We start from the raw sequence: 17,213 nt of genomic DNA, 5'->3' as shown, positions 1-17,213 counted from the left end.
CCGTGCTCGCTCCGTACCTGGAAGAGGCTGTCCGCCAGCTGCGGGCAGCCTTCCCCAAGGGTGTCCGCGTAGGTGATGACGACTTCGATCCGCTGATGGTGGTTCTCTGGGATCAGCTGGCCGAGGAGAACTTCGGCTTGGTTGTGGAGGAGTTCACGGGCGTGAACCGCCATGTGGCGGCCGCGCGCTACTCCGAGGAAGCAGAGCAGAACCGCCGGCGTCTCGAAGGCCGTGCAATGGAGATCAAGGCACTGCTCATCGAACACGGCTGGGATCCGGAAGAGGACTGAGGTCAGGCCTTGCCGTCCTGAATGACCATGTGAGGAAGCCCTTCTGGTCAGATCTCATCTGGCCAGAAGGGCTTTCCGCTATCCCGGTGCACCTGGACCAGGTTTCGTTCGGCCTCGCGAACGCCCCAAGTCACTCATCGATCGTCGGTGCGGCTCACCTGCGCAGTCGAAGTGCCGACACCAGGAAGAACACGCCACCGATCGCCGCGTACCCGGCGAGGTTGCTCAACGTCGCCCCCTCAGCCCCGGCCTGCAACACGAACGACGTGCCGGCGAGCGTCGAAATGCCGCCGCTGAGGATCATCGGCCACTGCCCGCCCATGCCCCGCCGCACCAACGCGACCGCGAGCTGCGCCACCCCGGACACCACGGCCCACGCACCCCATACCCGCAGCACCGCCGGAATCCCGGACGAAACCGCGAACGCAAGCCCGGCCGCGGCCGCCAAGCTGACCGCGATGTTCGCGTAGAGCGCGAGCGACGCCTTGCCGCGTGAAGTCCGGCTGTCGATCACGATGGCCGCCACGTCGAACAGCGGGTAGAGCACCAGCAACGTGCCGCTGACCAGGCCGATCTCGCTGCCCGTGACGAACAGCAGCGTCGCCCACACGATCGCGAAGCCGAAGCGGACGAAGTACAGCGTGCGGAGGGCGGGAGCGAGGCTGGGTGACTCGGTAACGGTGCTCACGGCGTCAGTCCTTGCGGTAGGGAGAACGTTCTTTCTGCTTATGACCTGAGCCTGGCACCAATCCGCCGACGCTGTCAAGACCGAACGTTCTCTCTGCTACCTTGGAGGGCGTGACCAGCACCATCTCCGAGGCCCGCACCCGCCTGCTGGAAACGGCCAGCCGCCTCTTCTACTCCGAGGGCTTGCACTCCGTCGGCGTCGACCGCATCCTCGCCGAGGCCAAGGTGACCAGGGCGACCATGTACCGGCACTTCGCCGGCAAGGAGGAGCTGGTCCTCGCCTACCTCGCGGAGGCCGACCGGGCCACCCGGCAGAACGTCGAGGCGGGCGTCAAGGCGGCGACCACCGACGCCGACGCCGTGCGCAACGTCGCGAAGGGGATCGCCGGGCACATCCAGAGCGGGGGCTTCCGCGGCTGCGCGTTCCTCAACGCCGTGGCGGAGTACGCCGACCCCGCCCACCCCGTGCACCAGGCCGTGCTGGCACACCGCCAATGGTTCCTCGACACCGTGACGAACCTGCTCGCGCGCGTCGGCGACCGCCCGGCCGAACTCGACGGACGGCACTTCGTGATGCTGCGCGACGGTGCGATGGCCGCCGGCTGCCTGACCGACCCGGGCCCGATCGGCGACACCCTGTGCGAGGCCGTCGAGGGAATCCTGCGGTCCCGCACGTCCTGACGTCAGTCCGTCAGTGCCGCGACGATCTGCCGCGTGGTCTGCGCGGCAACGCGCGAATCGGTTGCGGCGTAACAGGTGTACGCGTTCAGCCCGGTGGCGAGAGCCCAGCCGCGACCACGGGTCCAGGTCGCGTCGTCCACACCGAGCGCGTCGCGGAACGTGCCGCGCGTCTCGGCCGACATGAGCGTGAACGCGATGATCAGGTCGCGCGCGGGGTCGCCCACCCCGAGCTCGCCGAAGTCGATGACCGCGCTGACCCGGTCGTCGAACGTGAGCAGGTTGCCGGTGTGGAAGTCGCCGTGGAACCACACAGGCGGACCGTCCCACCCGACGGCGAGAGCCTCGTCCCACAACTCCGTCATGGCTGCGGCGCCGAACACGTCACCGACCTTCGAGATGGCAGCCCGCGTAGCCGCATCGCGATGCGCCAGCGGCTCACCGGCCAGGTCGTCGGTCGGTACGCCGTCGAACCGGTGCAGTGCGGCCAGGAACTCGGCCAGCACAACCGCTGCCTCGTGCGAGCCGCCCAGCGACTCTGCCGTCGCCACCTCGCCGTCGAGCCAGCGCGACACCGCCCACGGCCACGGGTAGCCGAACGCCGGTTCGCCCACCTCCAGCAGCACTGGCACGGCGAGCGGGAGGTGCGGGGCGAGGCGGGCCAGCCACTCGGACTCCTTGCGCGCCTGGCTGATCGCGCCGGCGTGGCGGGGGAGGCGGACGGACAGGTCCTCGCCCAGCCGGTAGATCACGTGGTCGGAGCCTGCCGGGGTGAAGGGGCGCAGCGGCAGGCCGGCCCACCGCGGGAACTGCGCGTCGACCAGCCGCCTCGCCAGAGCGGCGTCGATGGCAGGGCTTGTCACGTGCGGCTCCCGCGGGTCGTGGTGATCTCCGCGGAGCGTGGCACGGGCACTTCTGACCGCTCAAACGATTAATGCGCGTGGACGCCGAGCGGGACGACGAGGTCTTCCTCGGCCGTCAGCACCTCGCCGGTGAACGTGCGGCGCGCCGCGGACACGGCGGCCTCCCGGTCGTTGCCGGGCCAGAAGTGGCTGAGCATCAACCTGCGGGCGCCTGCCCGCGCCGCCCAGTACCCGGCTTCCTCGGACGTGAGCAGGTTCCGCTGCGGCCGCCGCGACTCGCCGTCGCGGTCGGTGGCGTCCACGACGTACAGGTCGGCGTCCCGGCCGAGGCCGGCCAGCGCCGCGTCCGGGCCGGTGTCGCCCGTGTAGGCGAGGACCGTCTGGCCGGCCTGCAGCCGGACGCCCGCGTTGGGGACGTAGTGCGGCAGCAGGACACCGGTCAGTTCGAACGGGCCCACCTGGTGGGTGCCCGGCAGTTCGTGGACGTCGAAGACGGCGCGCAGGTCGACCTCCGGTTCCAGGCCGCCGAGCCGGGTCAGCACACCCGGCGTGCAGTACAGCGGCAGCCTGCGTCCGGTCCCGCCGTAGAGCAGCATCCGGAACAGCCCGTGCACGTCGACGCAGTGGTCGGGGTGTTCGTGGGTGATGACCACGGCGTCCACGTCGGCGTCCGGGCAGTGGGTCAGCAGCCGGGGGAGGGTGGCGTAGCCGAGGTCGAGCACGAGTCGGAAGCCGTCCCACTCCACCAGGAAACCGCTGCACGCCCGGCCCGGTTCCGGGTACGCGCCACAGCCGCCGAGCACCGTCATCTGCCGCATCGGCCCAGCTTGCCGCACGACGTGAGGCAAGAGTTCTGCACATGAGAAAACCCCCACGTGGCTGATGTCTCCATCAACCCCGTGGGGGTTCATCTCGTGTCCGAGGGGGGACTTGAACCCCCACGCCCTTACGGGCACTAGCACCTCAAGCTAGCGCGTCTGCCATTCCGCCACCCAGACTTGCGTGAACAGAATACAGGGTCCCCGGAGGGGTCTGAACGCGGGGTTACGATCGGCCCGTGAAGGTGATCGTCGAGGCCGATGGCGGGTCGCGTGGCAACCCCGGGCCTGCCGGGTACGGCGCGGTGGTGCGGGACGAGCTCAGCGGTGAGACGCTGGCCGAGCGCAAGGGGTTCATCGGGGTCGCGACCAACAACGTGGCCGAGTACCAAGGGCTGATCGCTGGGCTGCGGGCCGCGGTGGAGCTGGGTGCGGAGAGCGTCGACGTGCGGATGGACTCCAAGCTCGTGGTCGAGCAGATGTCCGGGCGGTGGAAGGTCAAGCACCCCTCGATGCAGCCGCTCAACCGCGAGGCCCAAGAGGTGGCCGGCGCGCTGGCGCGGGTCAGCTACCAGTGGATTCCGCGCGAACGGAACAAGCAGGCCGACCGGCTCGCCAACGAGGCCATGGACGGCGAGACGAAACCCGAGACCAAGCCCGAGACGAAGTCCGAGGGTGCCAAGCAGCCGCACTGGAGCGGGGCGGTGGGGGAGCCCACGCGGATCATCCTGCTGCGGCACGGGCAGACGAGGTTGTCCGTCGACCGGCGGTACTCCGGGCGGGGCGACCACCCGCTGACCGAGATCGGGCTGGAGCAGGCGGAGAAGGCCGCGCAGAGGCTGTCCACCGTGGACGGGATCGCCGGGATCATCTCGTCGCCGTTGCAACGGGCCGCGCAGACGGCCCAGAAGCTCGCGGACAAGATCGGGCTCGACGTCGTCACGCACCAGGGGCTCATCGAGACGGACTTCGGCGACTGGGAGGGCCTCACGTTCGCCGAAGCCGCCGCCAAGGATCCCGAGGTGCACCGCAGGTGGCTGGGGGACACGGCGCAGAAGCCGCCGAACGGGGAGAGCTTCGACGAGGTGCACGCGCGGGTCCGCAAGGCTCGGGCCGACATCATCTCGAAGTACGGCGGGAAGACGTTGGTGCTGGTCAGCCACGTCACGCCGATCAAGACGATGCTCCGGCAGGCGCTGGACGTCGGGCCTCAGTTCCTCTTCCGGATGCACCTCGACCTGACGGGCGTGTCGATCGCCGAGTTCTACCCGGACGGGCACGCGTCGGTGAAGCTGGTGAACGACACCTCGCACCTGGGCTGACCCCGCAGACGCGGACGGAACTCCCTCAGCTGACCTTGCGCAGGCGCGGGGTCAGCTGAGCGCAGAACCGGTCGGCCGCCGCGTCCAGCGCGGCGGCCGAGTCCGCGGAGCCGACGTTCTGGTCCAGCACGAACTCGCCCCGCACCACCTGGTCCGCGCCCTTGGCCGCGAGCAACGGGTGCAGCGCGTAGTCCATCGCCACCAGGAAGCCCTGGCTGCCGCCCGTCGCCAGGGGCAGTACGGCACGGCCGCGCAGGGCCTTCTTCGGCAGCAGGTCGAGCAGGGCCTTGACCAGCCCGCTGTAGGCGGCGCGGTAGACGGGCGAAGCGACCACCACGCCGTCCGCCGACAGCACGCTGCTCACCGCCTGCGCGATCTCCGGGTCCCGCAGGTCCTCGGTGAGCAGCGACAACGTGGGCAGGGACCGGACGTCGAGCAACGAGACGCGGTGCCCGGCCGCCCGCAGCACCTCGGCCACGTGCTCCACGACGACACCGGTCGGCGCGGCGTGGGACGGCGCGGCCGAGATGATCAGCACATCGGACATGACGGAACTCCCTGAGGTCGTCGTGGGGTACGAGCAACTCAGCGGAGGCAACACAGGCTTGCTGCCACGCGGCCGTAGTCGACGTGGCGACGTCGTGTCATGCCGTGAGTCAACCAACGTCCGCACCGGTGGACAACCGGTTCCAGACGCTGGGATATCCTCGGTCCGCGGATGAGTCGGCAGGGCGGCCGCGGCACGCGAGTGTCGAGGAAAGTCCGGACTCCACAGGGCAGGGTGGTTGTTAACGGCAACCAGGGGTGACCCTCGGGACAGTGCCACAGAAAACAGACCGCCACGGCACAAGCCGCGGTAAGGGTGAAACGGTGGTGTAAGAGACCACCAGCGCCCCAGGTGACTGGGGCGGCTAGGTAAACCCCACCCGGAGCAAGGCCAAGAGGGCACCCGAACGCAAGGGAAGGTGCCTGCGCGAGCGTTCGAGGGCTGCCCGCCCGATGCTCGCGGGTAGGCCGCTAGAGCCTGTCGGCAACGGCAGGCCCAGATGGATGGCCGCCGACTGGGACCTCGGTCCCACGAACAGGATCCGGCTTACATGCCGGCTCATCCGCCTGTATGCATGGGGACATGCTCTCCCATCTGGAATGCGCCCGTTGCGGCCGCGAACACGACGCCAACGCCGTCCAGAACCTCTGTCACGAGTGCGCGTCGCCGCTGCTCGCCCGCTACGACCTCACCCGCGTGGGTCGCCCCACGGACGAGAACTCGCTGTGGCGCTACCGGGACGTGCTGCCCGTCCGGAACCCCGACCCGGCGTTCAGCCTTGGCGAGGGCATGACCCCGCTCGTCGGGCTGCCGGCGATCAGCAGGCACCTCGACGCGACCGTGCTCATGAAGGACGAATCGCTCATCCCGACCGGCTCGTTCAAGGCCCGCGGCGCCGCCGTCGGGGTCGCGCGCGCCAAGGAACTCGGCATCGAGGGCATCAAGATGCCGACCAACGGCAACGCGGGCGCCGCCTGGGCCCTGTACGCCGCGCGGGCGGGCCTGCGCAGCGTCATCGCGATGCCCGAGGACGCCCCGCTGATCACCCGCGAGGAGGTCGAGGCGAGCGGCGCGGAGCTCAGGATCGTGCCGGGCACCATCGCCGACGCCGGCAAGGCCGTCGCGGACGTCGACCTCTTCGACGCCTCGACCCTCAGGGAGCCCTACCGCATCGAGGGCAAGAAGACGATGGGCTACGAGATCGTCGAGCAACTCGGCTGGCGAGTCCCCGACGTGATCATCTATCCGACCGGTGGTGGTGTCGGTCTGATCGGGATCCACAAGGCGCTCAACGAGATGCTGGAACTCGGGTGGATCACCGGGAAGCTGCCGCGGCTCGTCGCCGTGCAGTCCACCGGGTGCGCGCCGATCGTGAAGGCGTTCGACGAGGGCAGGGCGGAGTCGGTCTTCTGGGACGCCGCGTACACCGACGCGTTCGGGATCAACGTGCCGAAACCGTTGGGGGACTTCATCATCCTGCAGGCCATCAGGGAAACCAATGGCACCGCGATCGCGGTCACGGACGAGCAGATCGCTCACGACCGCGCCGAGACCGCACGGCTCGAAGGCGTGTTCCTGTGCCCCGAAGGCGCCGCGACGATCAGCGCCGTACGGGCGTTGCGCGCTAACGGATGGCTAAATGCACAAGACGAAGTGGTCGTGCTGAACACCGGCGCGGGCATCAAGTACCCAGCTGTCCGCCTCTAGATTCGCCGCTGCCCCAAGGGTGTTACAGAATTTCGGCCGTTCGAGTGGTGCGACCCTCGCAACTGGCCACTCTGGGTATCACCGCGAAATCGGCCACATCCTCCTCACAGACGGCCGGCCCCTGCAGCCGGCCGTCTCCAAGGGAGGGAAGAGACATGCAACGCAAGCTGACGGTGGTGCTGGCCCTGTCCGGCCTCGTCACCGCGGGAGCGGCCGGGGTCGCGACCGCCGACGCCACGGAGCTGCCCGTCTACGGGGTGACCAGTTCGGGTCTCGACCAGGAGCAGGCGCAGAAGCTGCAGAGAGCTTTCGGGCTCAAGGACGTCCAGAGATCGGAGGCCGGTGCGGTCTCCTTCGCGGACGAGCAGCGCTACCAGTACCTGCCGACCGTCGACAAAGGACAGGGCAGGCCGGACGAGGACGGCAACGCCACCACCCAGACCGCCCTCGACACGGAGGCGATCAAGCGCATCAGGACGATCTCGACCGAAGAGGCCGCCAAGCGTGCACAGGAAGGCCTGAGGGCGGCGGGAGTCCTGCCCGCCAACGCCACGCCGACCGCGCAGCACACGACGTTCGAACTCGCGGACCCCAACGGCCGCAACGCACTCACGGCCAACCTCGACACGAGCGTCTCCTACACGTTCCAGCTCGGCGGCATCCCGCTGGAGGGTGAGGGCGCGAACATCCGCGTCTCGTTCGACGCGCAGGGCGTCACGGCGGTCAGCCACGCCGCCCGCAGCTACGAGAAGGCCGGCTCGGTCAAGGTCAACGACCTCACCTACGGCGCGAAGCTGTGCCAGAAGTACCTGGGCGGCGAGGTCAAGGCCGACGTCGGCTACGTCTACGTGGCCGCGCCGCTGGAGGAGAAGGCGGACAAGGTCGAGCCGTCGTTCCGCTGTTCCGGCCGCAACGCCGACGGCGGCGCCCCGCAGGCCATCACCCTGCCCGCCGCGGTCGGCGCCGAACTGCCGCAGCCGGGCCCGGTCCAGGACCCGCGCCCCGAGGCCGAGCCCCAGTTCAAGATCCAGGCCGCCGGCACCCAGGTCGGCAGCGAGGGCACCGGCAACTGCTCCGGCCTGCCCAACACCGTCGCCAACATCGGCACCTTCAACACCGAGGCGAGCAACCACGGCATCTCGCGCTCGTTCAGCTGGACCGACGGCAACGCCTGGGAGAGCGACTTCAAGGACCCGGCGTCCGCGGGCGGCCAGGACACCACCTGGACCGACAACGTCGACCTCACCTACTGGCAGGGCCACGGCAGCGGCACCGGCTTCTACTTCACCGGCTGCTCGAACCACAACGACACCAAGCTCGCCAACACCGAGGCGCGCTGGGGCAACAACGACGTCGAGTGGATGAGCCTCTTCACCTGCCTGATCCTCGAGGACACCACCGGCGGCCAGGGCTGGGCGCAGCGCTGGGGCCAGGCGTTCCGCGGCCTGCACCAGATCAACAGCTTCACGACCGTCAGCTACAACTCCGCGAACCACGGCGGCAAGTTCGGCCACTACATGTGGCGCTCGCCGTTCCTGTGGTGGAACAACCCGATGAAGGTCCGCGACGCGTGGGCGCAGGCCAGCATCGACACCCAGCCGGCGTCGGTCCGGTGGGCCACCATGGGCGTCTACCTGCCCGCCAGCGGTGGGCTGGGCAACTTCGACGACTACTTCTGGGGCAAGGGCTCGGTCGGGCCCGACTACGCCTCGACCGGGTGGTTCTGGAGGATCTCCGGGGCCAGCTAGGACCCGCGTCCGAACACGCGCCGAAGCCCGGTGGCCGAGAGGTCGCCGGGCTTCACCGGTTCGCGGGACGCCCGGACGGCATGCGCAGCACGGGCCGGAACGGCTCCCCGGCGTTGTAGAGCTCCTCCAACTCCGTCACGTACGCCAGCACGGCCGGGTTCACGATGTCCGCGAGCGACCGAACCCCCGCCTGGGGCTCGTAGGAAGAGAGGTAGGTGGCCGCCGCCCGAGCCCGTTCCAGCACCTCGCGGTCGAAGTTGATCGTCCGCTGGACCCGGCGCCGGGATTGCGTGCCTTGCCCGGTAGGCTCCTCCACGCCTGGAGCACTAGGGGAGGCTGTGATTCCGTCCACACTTCCATCCGGCACGAGGTCAGGTTCGAGCATGAACGGATCTCCTCGCAGTCGTGGCTCCGGCGCACGCCCGAACAGGGGTCGCGAACCGGCCGATCAGGGCGTTCACATGGGTGTACACGTGCGCGTGTTTGAGACCCACGCACTGTGGGTGACCAGGGCGTTCGCAGTCGGGTGAACCTTGCCAGCGACGGAGAGAATCTTCATCCGGGTGTTCCCCACTGACCTCTCCTCAGTGATGATGTGTCGGCCAGATTAGACGTAATTCCTCCCAGGGGGAACGGCCAGATGATCTACACCCCGCAGCAACAGCCCCACACGACGTGACGAACTCGTGTTCTACTCGTAGCGCAAGCCCCAGCGCACTCTGGAGTAAGAAATGACCGCCATGGACCTGGTGACACTCGCTCAGCAGCAGCCGCAGGTGCCGGGCACAGGCAACGTCCGGACCTGGATCCTGGACAACATCGTCCCGCTGCTCCTGCTCACGGTCGCGCTGCTGCTCCTCTGGCTGGGCGGTGGCAAGGGCGACAACGCGGGCGTCATGCGCCGCCTCGGTGGCGTGATCGTCGCACTGGCCATCATCGGCCTGGCCGTCACGACCGACGCCGGCGCGAACATCGGTCAGTGGCTCGCCGGTTTGTTCGTCGGAGGCTGACACGTGCGGGTTCGCACCGACGACGAGGTCTACCGGGTCGACGCCGTCTGGCTCGGTCCGCCCAAAGCGACATTTCCCTGGCGCGCGCGATACGTCGCGTGGGGCGTCGGGATCGTCGTTTTCCTCGTCGTACTCACGATCGAACGGCAGATGGGCGTCGGGTTCGGGTTCTTCTCGACCGCGTGGGCCCTCGTCGCGACGATCATCCTCACCAGGTTCATCACCCAGCGGATCAGTCATGAACGGCCCCTCACGGCCGTCATGTCGATGTGGGTCCGCGAGCTCACCGCACCTCGAGAGCGCACGGCCAGTACCGGCGGAGCGGCCAGTGCCGCCCGGATCCGGGTCACTCCGCAGCGGCCTCGTCCCAAGTTGAGCAAGAAACAACGGGCGAGACAGCAGGCCCAGCCCCGCCGGACGCCAGACAGCCGTAAGAAGGAGGTTCGCGGTGTTCGGACGCCGGCGAGACCGTGACCGTCGCTCCGCCCAGCACATCGCCCAGCACGCCGCGGCCGACCCCCGTGAGCGTGACCGAGCCGCATATTCCAAGCGTGGCCGCCGCCTGCCCGGCGAGCAGGCCGTGCCGAGCTACACGCCGTCGATCAGCGCCCGCAGCATCGACGGTCACCTGCTGCGCACCGGCCAGGAGGTCTACGCCTGGTACCGGCTCGCGCCGCAGCGCTGGTCGTTCCGCAGCGACTCGCAGCGCCAGGACCTGATCGCCGCCATCGCGGGCCAGTACGCCGAGCTGCAGGGCCGCTGGATGCACCTGCGCGTCACCACGCGGCCGTACCCGATCCGCATGTGGGCCGAAGCGCACGTGCACAACGCCGTCAAGCGCCTGCCGGACACCCCCGGCACGCTTTCGTTCGACGACTACATGGTCGGCGAGCAGCAGCAGCTGATGGGCCGCTCGATGGCGGAGAAAGAGGTCTACCTGGGCGTCCAGGTGCAGACCCGCAACATGATGGACCGCGCCGTCGAACGCGCCGCCCCCGTGCTGCGCAAGGTCTTCCCGGACGCCGTGGACGCCGAACTCGTGGCGCTGGACTCCGAGGTCGAGCACCTCGACCAGGTCATCGGGTCCGCCGGGCTCGAAGGCCGTCCCGCGACGGCCGAGGAGATGTCCTGGCTGATGCACCGGTCGTGCTCGCTGGGCCTGCCCGCGCCGCGCAACATGCCCGCCGTGCCGGGGGCCGCGTGGGAACCGGAGGACCTGGCGTCGTTCACCGACGCCGCGGACTTCCACCAGGAGCCCTACTCGCCGACCGTCACGGTCCGCGGCCGCACCGGCTCGAACGCGGGCATCAAGCGGCACGTCGCCGTGCTCACCGTCGGGCTCATGCACGGCCTGCAGATCCCCGAGGTCGACGACCCGTGGGTGCAGCGCGCCGACCGCCTCCCGGCGAGCGTCGAGTGGTCCGCCCGCATCTACGTGCGCAAGCCCGAAGAGGTGTCGGGTGAGCTGTCGCGGCAGATGAGCAAGGTCCGCTCGCAGGTCCGCCACTACACCGACGAGCACGAGCTCGAACCGCCGCAGTCGCTCGCCCGCCAGGCCGGGCGTGTGCTGGAGATCGACGACGAGATGACGTCGGGCTTCACCGCGCTGGGCACCCGGGTGCGCAGCTGGTGGCGGCTCGCGGTCTCCGGCCCGACCGAGCGCGAGGCCCTGCGGCTCGCCCAGTCGTTGCTGGAGCTGTACAAGCCGAAGGTCGCCATCGAGCACCCCGAGGCCCAGTACGCGATCGCCCGCGAGTTCATCCCCGGCGAACCGCTGTCCAACGGCGCCTACCTGCGCCGCGGCAGCGTGCTGTGGGCCGCGTCCGCCGTCCCGACGGCGACGGCCGAGGTCGGTGACCGCCGCGGCATCCTGCTCGGCGAGACCGTCACGGCCACCCGTCGCCCGGTCGCGTGGGACCCGTGGATGGCGCAGGAGCTCCGTGACGCCTCGGGCCTCACGGCCATGGTCGCGGGCCTCGGTGCCGGTAAGTCGTTCCTCGGCGGCGGCATGGTCTACAAGACCCTGCGCGCGGGCGCCCACTGGACGTTGCTCGACCCGTCCGGCCCGCTCTCGGCGCTGTGCGAACTCCCCGAACTGCGCCCGTACGCCCGGCCGATCAACCTGCTCAACGCCCAGCCCGGCATCCTCAACCCGTACCGGGTGGTCGCCGAGCCGATGATCGAGCACTTCCTCGACGAGGACGACCCCGAACGGGCCTGGCGCCGGGAGAAGGCCCTCGCGGCCGCCACCCGCCGCCGTCTCGTGCTGGACGTGCTCACCGGCCTGCTGCCGTTCGAGGTCGCGCGGCTCCCGCAGACGCGCATCGTGCTGCTGCGCGCGGTCCGCACGGTCGGTGGCCGCTTCGACGCCCACCCCGGTCTCGTCTTCGAGGCGCTGCGCCGGGACGCGTCCGAGCACCACGAGCACGCCGTCGTCGTCGCGGACTTCCTCGACGAGATGCGCGAGCGCATGTCGTTGCTCATCCCCGAGGAGAACCACGACCCGTACAACGAGGTGCGCGACGACCGCCTCACCGTCCTGACGATGGCGGGCCTGAACCTGCCGAAGGACGGCGTCGGCCGCGAGCACTGGACGGACGCGGAGTCGCTCGGCGTCGAGATGCTGAACCTCGCCGCCTGGCTCACCCAGCGCTCCATCTACGAGAAGCCGAAGGACCAGCGCAAGGGCGTCTGGATCGACGAGGCGTTCTTCCTCTCCGAAGTCCCGACCGGTCGCGTGCTGATGAACCGCTTCGCGCGTGACTCGCGCAAGTGGAACGTCCGCGTGCTGCTCTCCTCGCAGATCCCGGCCGACTTCCTCAAGATCCAGGGCTTCGTCGCCCTGCTCGACTCGGTCTTCGTCGGCAGGCTCGACGACGACCAGGCCCAGGCCGACGCGTTGCGACTGCTCAAGGTGCCGGTCGGCGCCGGGTACGAGCAGGTCATCGCCTCGCTGGGCCGCCGCCCCGGTGGCGAGCGCACCGCGACCGAACGCGACCGCGCGCCCCGTCAGTTCATCTTCGGCGACGGCGCCGGTGGCGTGGAGCGGATCCGCATCGACTTCAGCGGACCGCACCTCGAGCACCTGCGCAACGCCCTCGACACGACGCCGGACGCCAAGCGCGACTCCGGTGCCGAACTCGTGCCGGCGGACGACAACGCGGCTCCCCAGCCGCCCGCCTACGTGCCCGACGAGATCGACGACGAACTGGCGGCGGACATGGAACTCGGACTGACGGAGGAAGAGGCCCATCTCGTGGGCCACGGTGACGGGTCCAGCCGCCGCCGGGACGGCGGCGCATGACCGCGCTGACGATCGTGCTCGCGATCGCCGCCTTGCTCTGGGCAAGGCGGCGCTTCGCGCTGCGCGCGTCAGCACGAGCCAAGTCGCTCACCCTCGTCTCGGCGATCCTGGCCCTTCAGGTGGTGCTGGGTGCCCCGATGGCGCACGCCCAAACCTGTGGCGAGGCACCGAACCCGGAACGTCCCGGCGCGGGCATGGTCGGCGCGCTCGACCCGCCCGTCGGCAACGGCCTCCCCGGCTCGCCGTACCTCGAGTACGGCTACGCGGGCATGGTGTGGCACAACTACAACGCCAAGTGCAACGTGCTGCCCGACGCCAACGCCACGCTCGACACGTGGGCCGGCAACGAGCTCTTCAGCATCGGCAAGAACATCGTCGGTGCCACGAACGCGTTGCACTACACCGTGATGGGCCGCGGTCTGCTGGTTCCGCTGGACGACGCCGTGAAGAACGGCGTGCAGAAGGTCTACGACAACGTCTACCTGCGCTGGTTCGGCCTGGTGGCGTTGATCCTCGCGATCCTGATGTTCCGGCAGATCTGGACCGGCGACTTCGCCACGATCTCCAAACGCGGGCTCTGGGCGTTGGCGGCCATGTGGCTGGCAACGTCCACATTGGCCCTGCCCCAGTTCTACAACCTCCTCGACAACACACTGGTCTCCAAGACGTCGGAGATCCAAGCCGGGTTCATCGAGGCGCCCGAAGAACAAGGCACACTCCACGTACTGCCGACGAAACTGCACGACGCCGTCGTCTACCAGAGTTGGCTGCGCGGTGCGTTCGGCACGCCCGAGGCACCGCAGGCCGCCGAGTACGGCCCGCGCATCCTCAAGACCCAGGCGTGGACCACGGCCGAGATCGCCGAGGGCAAGGACGGCGACCAGGCCGCGCTCGACGCCAAGAAGTCCGAGTGGAAGGCGCTCGAAGCCCAGCTCGGCACGGCCAAGGGCTACTTCGACGGCACCGACGGCAGCCGCACCGGCGCGGGCTTCCTCGCGTTGTTGCAGTCGATCGCGTTCTCGTTGTTCCAGCTGTTCGCGAAGGCCGCGGTGCTGCTGGCCCAGTTGCTGCTGCGCATCCTGACGCTCGCCGGACCGCTCATCGGCCTGGTGGCGTTGCTGCACCACGACCTGCTGCGCAAGGTCGCGCGCGCGGCCGCCGTGACGGTGTTCAACGTGCTGGTGCTCGCGGTCCTCGCGGGTGTCCACGCGTTGCTGCTGCAGGCGATCTTCAACGCGACCGGGCTCTCGTTGCTCACCAGGACGTTGCTCGGCCTGATGCTCACGCTCGTGTGCTTCGTGATCGGCAAACCGTTGCGGCGCATGTGGCAGATGGTCGAGATGTCCGTCGGCTCGGCGGGCAACGTCCTGCCGATGAGCGGCGGCGTCTGGTCGAAGATGATGGGCCGCAAGAAGCAGCAGGGCCCGACGCCCCAGGACGAGTTCTGGGAGTCCGTGCGGGACAACGACGCCGACGGCGAAGAGGTGCCGCAGCGCGGCCGCGGCCGGGTGCGCCCGGAGGCGTCCAGCCCGGTCATGGCGACGGCGCAGCGGCTCGACCGCGACTCCCAGCCCGGCCAGATCATCAGCGGTCCGGACGGGTCCGGCGTGCGCGCCGGCGCGTTGCCCGCGGGGTCCGGTCCGGCCGCGCTGCCCGCCGCACGCTCGCGCGTGGTGGACAGCCCGACGGTCACCGACCGCCAGTGGGACCGGGTCGACGACGCGGTGCTCGTGCCGTCGCGCTCGAGCGCCTACTCCGCTCCGGTGCAGGAACCTCGCAGGGCAGAAACAGAAGTGGTGGCAGGGCGTCCGGTGCACGTGATCTACCGACCGTCGCGCGGTTTCGAAGTCAGGGACAACTGAAGGGAGGCGTAGGTGCCGATCCGTACCAACCGCGGCCGTGCCGCGGTCTACCGCAGGCTGTGGGGATGGCCGCTGCGTTCCCCGCGGCACCTGGCCGCCTCGATCATCATCTTCGTGGTGGTGATCGTCGCGCTCGGCGTGATCGTCCCGAAGGTCCTCGACCGCAAGCCCGCCGACCCGAACAACGCGGCGGGCCAGAACTCGACGTCGTCGCAGGGCACGCAGGTCGGCCAGCTGCCGGGCAGCAGCGGTGCCTCGCTGCCGACCAAGCAGCCACCGCCGTCGATCTCCGCGTCGGCCGCGCCACCGCAGGCCGACGCGCAGCTGATCGCCGAGCTGTGGGCGGAGAACTGGATCAAGCCGCCGCCGGACGACGACGTGAACAAGTGGCTGGCGCAACTCCGTCCGTACACGACGGAGGAGTTCCTCGCGCAGATGGCCACGATCGACCCGAAGAACGTGCCCACCAAGATCACGCAGAAGGTCACGGCGAAGAAGTCCTTCACGTCGTCGGCCGACTTCGAGGTGGGCACCGACTCGGGCAAGGTCGTGATCACGCTGGTCAAGACGCCGTCCAAGGAATGGCGCGTGAACAGCTACACGAAGGCGGACTGAGCCATGCGCCTCATGCTGCTGGTAGGAGCCATCGGCGCGATCATCGTGGTCGTCGTCGCGACGTCGGGCGTCACGCAGGTCGTGAGCAACTCCACGAACCCCGCGGTGGGCGCGAACTTCCAGCGGATGAGCTGCAACGCCGCCATCGGCCCGTGGGACGCGGGCGGCGGCGACAAGGGCCGCCACGACGCGTCGCGCCTCAACGACGAACAGCGCAACATCGTCGCGCGCATCATCTCCATCGGCCAGGAGCGCAAGCTGCCGCCGCTCGCGTGGCAGATCGCGATCCAGGCGGGCATGACCGAGTCGGGCCTGCGCCCGTTGAACTACGGCGACCGCGACTCGCTCGGCATCTTCCAGATGCGCCCGTCGATGGGCTGGGGCACGCCAGCCGAGGTGATCGACCCGACGTACGCGATCAACAAGTTCTACGACGTGCTGCTGAAGGTGCCGGACTGGGAGAACAAGCGTCCCGGTGACTCGGCCCAGGCCGTCGAGCGTTCGGCGTTCCCGGACCGCTACCACAACTGGGAGGCGATGGCCGCCTTCCTGCTGAGCGAACTCGGCGAGATCTCCGACCCCGCCGGCTGCGGCGCGGGCGCGGGGGAGTTCCTGCTGGCCTCGAACGCGGCGGGCATCGCCATCGAGTTCACCAAGCAACAGCTGGGCGAGCCGTACCTGTGGGGCGGCAACGGCCCGGACGCGTGGGACTGCTCCGGCATCCTCGTGAAGGCGTTCGGCGCGGCGGGCGTGCAGATCCCGCGCGTGGCGAACGACCAGTACGAGAAGGGCGGGGCCCACCTGCCGGTGCGCGAGGCCCAGGCAGGTGACCTGATCTTCTGGGCGACCGACACGTCGAACCCGCGCACGGTGCACCACGTGGCCATGTACCTCGGCGGAGACGAGTACATCCACGCACCTCAAACGGGTGATGTCGTGAAGATCAGCAAGCTCAACTGGGACTATTACGAGTTGATGCCGCTGGCCGTCCGGCCGGGCGTGTAGATCGCGGGGAGGCGCTGCATGTTCAACCACGACCCCATCCCGAGGCCTTCCGGACCACCCGCGTCGAGCACACCGGTGCGTGACTACACGGCGGCCGGAGCACCGGGTGTCTCGTCCGACTACGTGGTGATCCCACGAGCACTGGCCGAGGCCATGCCGTTGCCGTGGCAGCAGCACCTCGTGCACCTGCTCGCGGACTTCCACCGCACCTACGGCCACCTCAAGTGGCCGGTCTACCGCGTGGTGCCGTCCCGCTACGAGAAGCTGGCCGACCTCGACGAGGAACAGCTCGCCGAAGTGGGCGCCATCATGGAGATCGACTCCGACGGTTCCCTCGTCTACCGTGACCGCTCCGGCCGCAAGATCGAGAACGCCGAGGACCGCACGGTGCTGGTCTCGTGTTTGGATCCGATTCCGTCGGAGTACGCCAACGCCAACCAGTCGACGCCGCCGCGGGGATTCCCGGCGCCTTTGGGAGGCGAACGCGTATGAGTGACAGCGAGAGCGACACGAGCGGGTGGTACTTCTGCCTGACCCACCAGACGGTGGAGCACGGCAAGGGGTGCAAGGGCGGGGACCGGATGGGCCCCTACCCGGACGAGGCCACGGCGGCCAGGGCCCTGGAGATCGCCAGGGAGAAGACCCGCAAGGCCGACGAGTCCGACAAGAAGTGGCGCGGCGACGACGAGGACTAGTGGCGCGTCTCGGAGCGTTGGCGAGGTGATCCACGCCCAGCAGGGCGCCTCCCGGCACCGCC

Annotated in this window: 18 protein-coding genes, 1 tRNA gene and 1 other RNA gene; 14 read left to right on the top strand and 6 right to left on the bottom strand. The window is 69.4% G+C overall.

Translation table 11 applies throughout. From position 1 onward, the window contains the following. Positions 1–2: 2 nt before the first annotated feature. Positions 3–290 carry a hypothetical protein gene (locus QSK25_RS43970; RefSeq protein ID WP_285647529.1) on the top strand — a complete coding sequence of 96 codons (288 nt, stop codon included), beginning with the start codon at positions 3–5 and terminating at the stop codon, positions 288–290. Between the two features lie 154 nt (positions 291–444). On the opposite strand, the gene QSK25_RS43965 is transcribed toward QSK25_RS43970, so the two are convergent. Next, complete coding sequence (locus QSK25_RS43965) at positions 445–978, bottom strand: hypothetical protein (RefSeq protein WP_285647528.1); 534 nt, start codon at positions 976–978, stop codon at positions 445–447. Positions 979–1,100: 122 nt separating this feature from the next. On the opposite strand from QSK25_RS43965, the gene QSK25_RS43960 reads away from it, so the two are divergent. After that, on the top strand, positions 1,101–1,658 hold the full coding sequence (locus QSK25_RS43960; protein ID WP_285647534.1) for a TetR/AcrR family transcriptional regulator: 558 nt from the start codon (positions 1,101–1,103) through the stop codon (positions 1,656–1,658). A gap of 2 nt (positions 1,659–1,660) precedes the next feature. Here QSK25_RS43960 and QSK25_RS43955 read toward each other — a convergent pair whose 3' ends face one another. The 3 genes from QSK25_RS43955 to QSK25_RS43945 form a co-directional block, all read right to left on the bottom strand. After that, a complete protein-coding gene (locus tag QSK25_RS43955) occupies positions 1,661–2,518 on the bottom strand; it encodes an aminoglycoside phosphotransferase family protein (RefSeq protein WP_285647527.1) in 858 nt (285 codons plus the stop codon). Positions 2,519–2,586: 68 nt separating this feature from the next. Continuing rightward, positions 2,587–3,336, bottom strand: coding sequence for an MBL fold metallo-hydrolase (locus QSK25_RS43950; protein ID WP_285647526.1), 750 nt, complete (start codon positions 3,334–3,336; stop codon positions 2,587–2,589). 97 nt (positions 3,337–3,433) lie between these two features. Beyond that, positions 3,434–3,516 (bottom strand) — tRNA-Leu (locus tag QSK25_RS43945). Positions 3,517–3,581: 65 nt separating this feature from the next. On the opposite strand from QSK25_RS43945, the gene QSK25_RS43940 reads away from it, so the two are divergent. After that, entirely contained in the window at positions 3,582–4,658 is a 1,077-nt protein-coding gene (locus QSK25_RS43940; protein WP_285647533.1) for a bifunctional RNase H/acid phosphatase, read from the top strand. Between the two features lie 25 nt (positions 4,659–4,683). On the opposite strand, the gene QSK25_RS43935 is transcribed toward QSK25_RS43940, so the two are convergent. Continuing rightward, positions 4,684–5,205 (bottom strand): NAD(P)H-dependent oxidoreductase, encoded by a 522-nt coding sequence (locus QSK25_RS43935; RefSeq protein ID WP_285647525.1) that lies wholly within the window; start codon positions 5,203–5,205, stop codon positions 4,684–4,686. Between the two features lie 172 nt (positions 5,206–5,377). On the opposite strand from QSK25_RS43935, the gene rnpB reads away from it, so the two are divergent. The 3 genes from rnpB (at position 5,378) to QSK25_RS43920 (ending at position 8,660) form a co-directional block, all read left to right on the top strand. Then, an RNA gene (gene rnpB / locus QSK25_RS43930) (RNase P RNA component class A) lies at positions 5,378–5,770 on the top strand. A gap of 17 nt (positions 5,771–5,787) precedes the next feature. Beyond that, positions 5,788–6,912, top strand: coding sequence for a threonine synthase (locus QSK25_RS43925; protein ID WP_285647524.1), 1,125 nt, complete (start codon positions 5,788–5,790; stop codon positions 6,910–6,912). 155 nt (positions 6,913–7,067) lie between these two features. Next, positions 7,068–8,660, top strand: coding sequence for a DUF6345 domain-containing protein (locus QSK25_RS43920; RefSeq protein WP_285647523.1), 1,593 nt, complete (start codon positions 7,068–7,070; stop codon positions 8,658–8,660). 52 nt (positions 8,661–8,712) lie between these two features. Here QSK25_RS43920 and QSK25_RS43915 read toward each other — a convergent pair whose 3' ends face one another. After that, the gene (locus QSK25_RS43915) at positions 8,713–8,976 is read right to left on the bottom strand and encodes a ParB family protein (protein WP_285647522.1); all 264 of its coding nucleotides are present in this window, start codon (positions 8,974–8,976) and stop codon (positions 8,713–8,715) included. Positions 8,977–9,391: 415 nt separating this feature from the next. Between QSK25_RS43915 and QSK25_RS43910 the strand changes: the two genes are divergently transcribed. The 8 genes from QSK25_RS43910 to QSK25_RS43875 are packed head-to-tail and all read left to right on the top strand — an operon-like array spanning position 9,392 to position 17,151. Next, positions 9,392–9,670 carry a hypothetical protein gene (locus tag QSK25_RS43910; RefSeq protein WP_285647521.1) on the top strand — a complete coding sequence of 93 codons (279 nt, stop codon included), beginning with the start codon at positions 9,392–9,394 and terminating at the stop codon, positions 9,668–9,670. Between the two features lie 3 nt (positions 9,671–9,673). Next, a complete protein-coding gene (locus tag QSK25_RS43905) occupies positions 9,674–10,144 on the top strand; it encodes a hypothetical protein (RefSeq protein ID WP_285647519.1) in 471 nt (156 codons plus the stop codon). Next, on the top strand, positions 10,119–12,974 hold the full coding sequence (locus tag QSK25_RS43900) for an ATP-binding protein (protein WP_502881958.1): 2,856 nt from the start codon (positions 10,119–10,121) through the stop codon (positions 12,972–12,974). The genes QSK25_RS43905 and QSK25_RS43900 overlap by 26 nt, the downstream gene beginning before the upstream one ends. Continuing rightward, on the top strand, positions 12,971–14,836 hold the full coding sequence (locus QSK25_RS43895; protein ID WP_285647518.1) for a hypothetical protein: 1,866 nt from the start codon (positions 12,971–12,973) through the stop codon (positions 14,834–14,836). Before QSK25_RS43900 ends, QSK25_RS43895 begins: the two co-directional genes overlap by 4 nt. 12 nt (positions 14,837–14,848) lie before the next feature. After that, positions 14,849–15,451: a hypothetical protein gene (locus tag QSK25_RS43890; RefSeq protein ID WP_285647516.1), complete on the top strand. Its 603-nt coding sequence runs from the start codon at positions 14,849–14,851 to the stop codon at positions 15,449–15,451. Positions 15,452–15,454: 3 nt separating this feature from the next. Next, positions 15,455–16,456 (top strand): C40 family peptidase, encoded by a 1,002-nt coding sequence (locus tag QSK25_RS43885; protein WP_285647515.1) that lies wholly within the window; start codon positions 15,455–15,457, stop codon positions 16,454–16,456. Between the two features lie 18 nt (positions 16,457–16,474). After that, positions 16,475–16,948, top strand: coding sequence for a hypothetical protein (locus QSK25_RS43880; RefSeq protein ID WP_285647514.1), 474 nt, complete (start codon positions 16,475–16,477; stop codon positions 16,946–16,948). Continuing rightward, entirely contained in the window at positions 16,945–17,151 is a 207-nt protein-coding gene (locus QSK25_RS43875) for a hypothetical protein (RefSeq protein WP_285647513.1), read from the top strand. Before QSK25_RS43880 ends, QSK25_RS43875 begins: the two co-directional genes overlap by 4 nt. Positions 17,152–17,213: the final 62 nt, after the last annotated feature.

It is taken from the genome of Lentzea sp. NBRC 102530, from assembly GCF_030269365.1.
In the GTDB taxonomy this organism is placed as follows: Bacteria; Actinomycetota; Actinomycetes; order Mycobacteriales; family Pseudonocardiaceae; genus Lentzea.
The sequence above is the reverse complement of the archived record's forward strand: the minus strand, read 5'-3'. Positions and strand labels throughout refer to the sequence as shown.

Bases quoted from the DNA above. Each gene is read 5' to 3' on its own strand.
- QSK25_RS43950 (WP_285647526.1), bottom strand. From the start codon at position 3,336: ATGCGGCAGATGACGGTGCTCGGCGGCTGTGGCGCGTACCCGGAACCG.
- QSK25_RS43935 (WP_285647525.1), bottom strand. From the start codon at position 5,205: ATGTCCGATGTGCTGATCATCTCGGCCGCGCCGTCCCACGCCGCGCCG.
- QSK25_RS43925 (WP_285647524.1), top strand. From the start codon at position 5,788: ATGCTCTCCCATCTGGAATGCGCCCGTTGCGGCCGCGAACACGACGCC.
- QSK25_RS43920 (WP_285647523.1), top strand. From the start codon at position 7,068: ATGCAACGCAAGCTGACGGTGGTGCTGGCCCTGTCCGGCCTCGTCACC.
- QSK25_RS43910 (WP_285647521.1), top strand. From the start codon at position 9,392: ATGACCGCCATGGACCTGGTGACACTCGCTCAGCAGCAGCCGCAGGTG.
- QSK25_RS43895 (WP_285647518.1), top strand. From the start codon at position 12,971: ATGACCGCGCTGACGATCGTGCTCGCGATCGCCGCCTTGCTCTGGGCA.
- QSK25_RS43885 (WP_285647515.1), top strand. From the start codon at position 15,455: ATGCGCCTCATGCTGCTGGTAGGAGCCATCGGCGCGATCATCGTGGTC.
- QSK25_RS43880 (WP_285647514.1), top strand. From the start codon at position 16,475: ATGTTCAACCACGACCCCATCCCGAGGCCTTCCGGACCACCCGCGTCG.
- QSK25_RS43875 (WP_285647513.1), top strand. From the start codon at position 16,945: ATGAGTGACAGCGAGAGCGACACGAGCGGGTGGTACTTCTGCCTGACC.